Source organism: Synechococcus sp. CCY9201, assembly GCF_034931105.1.
In the GTDB taxonomy this organism is placed as follows: Bacteria; Cyanobacteriota; Cyanobacteriia; order PCC-6307; family Cyanobiaceae; genus CBW1002.
Genome location: NZ_JAYGIC010000152.1, coordinates 1 through 5,703 on the forward strand (window position 1 = coordinate 1; position 5,703 = coordinate 5,703).

General features: G+C 67.5%; 6 protein-coding genes and 1 pseudogene. 2 read left to right on the forward strand and 5 right to left on the reverse strand.

The features are described from left to right. Positions 1-1,234 (forward strand): flavin monoamine oxidase family protein (locus VB716_RS14525; protein ID WP_323270859.1); only part of this gene is annotated, 1,234 nt, incomplete at its 5' end. 18 nt (positions 1,235-1,252) lie between these two features. On the opposite strand, the gene VB716_RS14530 is transcribed toward VB716_RS14525, so the two are convergent. Further along, positions 1,253-1,918, reverse strand: a complete 666-nt coding sequence (locus VB716_RS14530; protein WP_322758156.1) for an SDR family oxidoreductase — start codon at positions 1,916-1,918, stop codon at positions 1,253-1,255. A gap of 178 nt (positions 1,919-2,096) precedes the next feature. On the opposite strand from VB716_RS14530, the gene VB716_RS14535 reads away from it, so the two are divergent. Beyond that, entirely contained in the window at positions 2,097-2,549 is a 453-nt protein-coding gene (locus VB716_RS14535) for an Hsp20/alpha crystallin family protein (protein WP_322758157.1), read from the forward strand. 56 nt (positions 2,550-2,605) lie between these two features. Here VB716_RS14535 and grrM read toward each other — a convergent pair whose 3' ends face one another. From grrM to VB716_RS14555, 4 genes and pseudogenes are all read right to left on the reverse strand, one after another. Continuing rightward, positions 2,606-3,775 carry a cyclophane-forming radical SAM/SPASM peptide maturase GrrM/OscB gene (gene grrM, locus VB716_RS14540; protein ID WP_323270861.1) on the reverse strand — a complete coding sequence of 390 codons (1,170 nt, stop codon included), beginning with the start codon at positions 3,773-3,775 and terminating at the stop codon, positions 2,606-2,608. Then, entirely contained in the window at positions 3,772-4,200 is a 429-nt protein-coding gene (grrA, locus tag VB716_RS14545) for a GrrA/OscA1 family cyclophane-containing rSAM-modified RiPP (protein ID WP_197158364.1), read from the reverse strand. The genes grrM and grrA overlap by 4 nt, the downstream gene beginning before the upstream one ends. 83 nt (positions 4,201-4,283) lie before the next feature. Then, the gene (gene grrP / locus VB716_RS14550) at positions 4,284-5,243 is read right to left on the reverse strand and encodes an extracellular substrate binding-like orphan protein GrrP (RefSeq protein ID WP_231598076.1); all 960 of its coding nucleotides are present in this window, start codon (positions 5,241-5,243) and stop codon (positions 4,284-4,286) included. A 136-nt stretch (positions 5,244-5,379) separates the two neighbouring features. Further along, positions 5,380-5,703 (reverse strand): annotated as a pseudogene (locus tag VB716_RS14555) (nicotinate-nucleotide diphosphorylase (carboxylating)); the annotation flags it as partial.

The window sequence follows — 5,703 nt, forward strand, 5'->3', positions numbered from 1 at the left end:
GATCGACCTGGGCGGTCAGTGGGTCGGTCCCACTCAGACCCGCTTCCTCGCCCTGCTCGATCGCCACGGCATCCGCCGCTTCGAATCCCCCCATGACGGCGCCACGGTGCTGGTGTTCGGCGGCAGCCGCTGTACCTTCGCCGGCTTCTTCCAGGGCTTTCCTGAGGGGCAGCCCCCGGCGGTGCCCAGCGCCGACTGGGCCGATGCCATGGCCGCCCTGGAGCGCTTCCAGGCGCTGGTGGCTCAGTTCCCCGACGGCCACCCCCACCACCATCCCGCCGCCGCCGAACTGGATCGCCTCAGCTTCCAGGACTGGATCGACGCCCACACCCACACCCCCTTCGCCGCCTGGTATTTCGCCTACTTCTGCCGGGCGGTGGGATTCCTGGGCCCGGCCGAGCCGGAGCAGGTGTCGCTGTTGCATGTGCTCTGGGGCCAGCACACCGCCTCCCAGGGCGAACACCCCGAGCAGGAGCTGCTCCATGGCGGCGCCGGCCAGCTGCCGGCCCTGCTGGCGGCGGAGCTGGGCGAGGGGGTGGTGGTGCTGGGAGAACCGGCATTGGAGGTGCTGGAAGACCCCGGCGCCGCTTCGCCTGTTCCGCTCACCGTGTCCACCGATCGGGCGGCTTATCCCTGCCGTGCCGTGATCGTGGCCATGCCGCCGGCGATGGTGGCCCGCCTGCGCTTCTCGCCGGAGCTGCCCGCCGACCGCCAGCAGCTCAACCAGGAGATGGCGATGGGCGCCTGCGCCAAGGTGCTGGTGGTGTATGCCAGGCCCTGGTGGCGGGAGCAGGGGCTGTCGGGGATCGCTATCGGCGATCAGCCCACGGTGGAGCTCTGCGCCGACAGCTCCGATCCTGAGAGCGGTGCGGGTGTGCTGGCCGCCTTCGTGGTGGGACATCGCTATCACCGCTGGGCAACCCTTTCCGAGGTCGAGCGGCGGCAGGCGGTGCTGGCGGATCTTGCTGCCTATCTGGGTCCGCAGGCCCTTGAGCCCGTGGCCTACGTGGAAAAGGACTGGCCGGCCATGCCGTTCGTGGGCGGCGCCTTCGCCGGCTGGATGCCACCGGGACTGTGGAGCCGCTGTGGTGAGGCGATGCGCCGGCCCCATGGCCGGGTGTTCTGGGCCGGCACCGAGGTGGCCGAGCGCTGGCCCGGCTTTTTCGAGGGGGCGGTGCGCAGTGGTGAAGAGGCGGCGGCTGCGGTGCTGGATCGGCTCGCCTCGGGCGACTGATTGCCGCTGCGGCAGGCTCTACCAGGGCAGCACCTGGCCGTTGGCATGCCAGAACGTGCCGGAGGTCTCGAGCGTGAGCGCATCGATGCGCTCCAGCAGGCCGCGCACCGCCTGCTCCGTGGTGATGCCCTGCCCGGTGAAGCCCGTCATGCGGGTGCGCACCAGACCGGGATGCAGGATGGCCACGGCGATGCCACGGGGCGCCAGGTCGATCGCCAGCGACCTGCCCGCCATGCACAGCGCCACCTTCGACATCCGGTAGCCATAGGACCCGCCGGAACTGTTGTCGGCGATCGAACCCATGCGGCTGGTCATCAGGATCAGCTTGGAGCCGGCATGCAGATGGCCCAGCAGTGCCCGGGTGAGCCGCAGCGGACCGAGGGCATTCACCTCGAACTGGCGCCGCACGCTATCCGGATCAAGATCCTCCAGGCTGGTGCGCTCGAGGATGCCGGCGTTGTGGATCAGGCCATCGAGCGGCAGGCCGTCGAGCCGCTCCACCAGGCTGGCCATGGCTGTGTCGGAGGTGATGTCCACCCCCGCTTCGATTCGCACCCCAAGGGCCTCCAGCTCCTCCGATGGGGTGCGGCAGACCGCGACCACGTTGTCGCCCCGCGCCTGGAGCTGGCGGCAGTATTCGGTACCGATACCGCGGTTGGCGCCGGTGATCAGGTAGGTGGCCATGGCCGGATCTGCTGGACGGACACCCGCACCTTCTCACCCAGGGCCGGCGGATGAATAGTCAGAAGTGGAAGGGCCCTGTGGATCCAATCGCTACAGCTTCGGTGAATCCGTCTGTGTTGCGCAGTGGATCCAGTTCCGGACCCATTCCCCCTACCCATGCATCCCAGGAGGTCACACCATGGCTCTCTTGAAACGAGAATCCCTCAAGGACGTTGAGGATCTGTTCGATCGCTACCCCCTGTCGCTCCCATGGCCCTTCGGGCGGAGTGGCTCCAGTCTCTCGACCATGGCCCTGAGCGACTGGCAGCCCCGGGTGGATATCTCCGAATCCGCCAGTGGCTACGAGGTGCGAGCCGACATCCCCGGAGTCTGCAAGGAAGACCTGCGGGTGACCCTCCAGGATGGGATCCTCACCATCCAGGGGGAGCGCCACCAGGAGAAGAAGGAGGACACCGAACGTCTGCATCGGGTCGAGCGTGTCTACGGAAGCTTCAGCCGCAGTTTCCACCTGCCGGAAGATGCCGATGCGACAGCGATGCAGGCCGCGGCAAAGGACGGTCAACTCACTGTGACCGTGCCGCGCAGGGAGTCTGCACCCAGTGAGGAACCGGTTCAGATTCCGGTTCAGTGAGCGATCAGCCCCATCGCGCGCGGTCGATTCGGCTCTGCGGGATGGGGCTTCCAACCTCAGACACTCAGGCCCAGTTCCTCCTCCATGCCGGCCAGCACCACATCGGCCACCAGCTGGATGCGGTAGCGGCAGGCCTGCGTGACACTGCAGTCGAAGCTGCCGTGCTCCCAGTACTTGTTGCTGCCGGCGCCACCGCCGCACAGCCCGAAATAGTCACAGTCCCGGCGGCAACGCGCGACACCGGCGGCGATCTCCCGGTGGACCATCTGAAACTTGTCGGTGGCGACCGACGCTTCGAGGCTGCCGGTGAGCACATTGCCGAAGGAAAAGTCGCCGTATTCCGCCGTGGAGACCGACAACAGCTCCGGATCAAAGGTGGAGAAGTTGCCCCTGGCATCCACGTTCACGATCACAAAGGGCGTGTTCATATCCGTCTGTTCCATCCGGGCGTCGGCGCAGGCAAGGCTGGTGACACCGTCGAACTCGCGCACCCGCAGCCGCTCCGGTTCGGCCCGGGTCCGCTGCCAGAGATGCTCCAGGAAGACGCGATAGCGGCGCTCTCCATCGGGGCGCTCCAGGGTGGACTGGAGGTTTTCGCCCTCGGTTTCCTCCATGTTGAAGCCCACGTCCTCGATGCCGTGATCGGTGAAGAAGCGGTAAATGGCCTCGGCGTGGTCGAGAGCATCGGCCGTGAGCACGCAGATCACCTGGAAGGGAATGCCGCGCTGCTGCAGATGGGCGATCCCGCGCATCACAGCGCCATGGGTGGGCTTGCCGGTGCGGGTGACGCGATGGGCGTCGTGCAGAAAAGCGGGACCATCCATGCTCACGCCCACATGGATGCCGTTGCGTTCAAAGCAATCGCACCAGGCATCGTCGATCACCGTGGCGTTGGTCTGCAACGATTGGTGGATCGTGTCGGGCGGCAGTCCATGGCGCGCCAGCACACGTTCAAGACATTCAGTGGCCGCGTCGTAGAACGCGATCGGCATGGTGAGCGGCTCCCCCGCATGCCAGAGCAGGGTGAAACCACCATCGACATAGGGGCTCTCAAGCACCCGCTCCAGCGCTGCCTCCAGGATGTCCAGGGAGATCCGGCTGCGGTCGTTGCGGCTGGGCAGATAGCAGTAGTCGCAGTCGAGGTTGCAGAACGGGGTGGGCTGCACCACCAGCAGACGCACGGGGCCGAATCGCCCAGGCAACGGCTCATGCAAGGGCTGAGTCACCAGTGATTGCGGAAGCCCCCGTTACGGAATCCCCCCCCGTTGCGGAAACCGCCGTTGCGGAAACCGCCATTACCGAAGCCCCCATTGCGGAAACCGCCATTGCGGAAGCCGCCGTTATAAAAACCGCCGTTGCGGAAGCCGCCGCCATTGGCCCAGCCAATCCCGGGAGCATTGACGAAGATCGCCGAAATCGCCCCCTCGGGGATGGACGTGGTGGTGGAGTCCATCACCTCCTCTCCCTGCTGTTCCCGCATGGCGGCGGCGATGCGACGCAGGCGAGCCTCAACGCTTCCCTGCGGCGGCGGATCGTCCAGCGGCTCCTGACGACTGCCGGCCCCCAGGGCAAGGGCCGCCCCTGGATCCATGGGCAACGACGCCATGATCAGCAGGAGGCCGAACAGACGGGAACGGGAAAGGAACGCCATCGAAGCAGGGGCTGACGAAGGAACGGAGGGACGGCCCGGAGGCAACCGACCTCAGGGGACGGCCTGGTTGGGAGCGTGCTGATTCAGGGGGTGGGCTGTGCCGACGACTTGGCCGGTGGCAGCGGCCTGATGGCCTCCACACCCAGCAACACCGACTCGTAGTAGGTGCGGATCTGCTCCGGGGATCGGTTCAGGGCACTGCCCGGGCCAACCCAGCGATGGACGGCCGTGACCGCATCATTCTGGCCATCGAGGTAGCCCTGCAGGAAGCGGGCGATCGCCAGGTTGACCAGATTGCGGAAGGCCGAATCGTTCTCGGGGAGAACACAGGCCAGCGCATAGTTTTCGTAAGGAACCTCGGGCGTCAGCACCAGGGGAGGAGACGCTGGACCCCCGGCGAGGCTGGCCAGCAGGGCCGTGTCGCCGATCACCCCATCCACCTGTCCGGCCTTCAAGGCAGCCACCGCCGCGGCCAGGGAGGGGAAGTCCACCGCCTTGGCCTCAGGCTGAATGCCCTGCAGTTCGGTGGCGGCCAGGGATTCGCTCACCACGCCGATCCGGCGGCCCGCCAGCGATTCGGGCGAACCATCCAGGCGCCCGGCGGGGGCCAGCAGCCGCAGGCCGGAAATCCCGATCGGCAGGGAGTAATCGATCCACATGTCCCGCTCCCAGCTGAACGGCAGCCCGCAGGCCAGATCAGCCTTGCCCTCGGCGAGGCGTTGACCCAGGTCGCCTGGGTTGGTCACCGCCTCGAAGCGCAGTTTCACCGGACGTCCCACCGCGGAGGCCAGCTCGGCCTGAATGCGACGCGCCACCTCGACGCCGTAACCGATCGGCTGGCCCTGGGCGTCGACGGAGACCAGGGGCGCCAGATCCGACGGGCCGACCAGAACCAGCTCTCCGGTGCGAGCAACCCGATCGACGACCCCCTCAGGCTGGGCCTTGGTCTGGGCCCGGGCCAGCGGCGTCCAGGCAAGCGTGAGCAGTGTCAGAGCGGTGGAGGCCAGCCAGCGGCGGCGGCCTGAACGGTGAGGTCGCGGCAAGAGGAGGCGCAGCGGAGGCCGCTTCCCAATGTGGAGAGGGATGGCCCACCTGGCCACGTTGGCAGCGGCTGTTGGGGCGATTCTTCACCAAACCCCTGAGACAAGCAGCAGATCGGACGTTTCGGCTGACTTTCCGTCAGGCGACGACAGGATCGAAGCGCATGCTCAGGTCCAGCCAGGCCGAGCGGGTGATCGGTGCACTGGTGGAGATCAGATCGATGCCGGTGGCGGCATAGGCCCGCAACTGCTCCGGGGCGATGCCGGAGGCCTCCAGCACGACCCGCCCCCTGCCGAGCCCCGCGACGGCGGCGGCCAGGGCCTGTTCGCGCAGGCGGGGCACCAGCTCATGCAGCTGATCGGGGCTGAATTCATCCAGCAGCACCCCATCGGCACCGGCGGCCACGGCGGCTTCGGCTTCGCGGGCGGTTTCGGCCTCCACGATCACCGCCGCCGGCCAGGG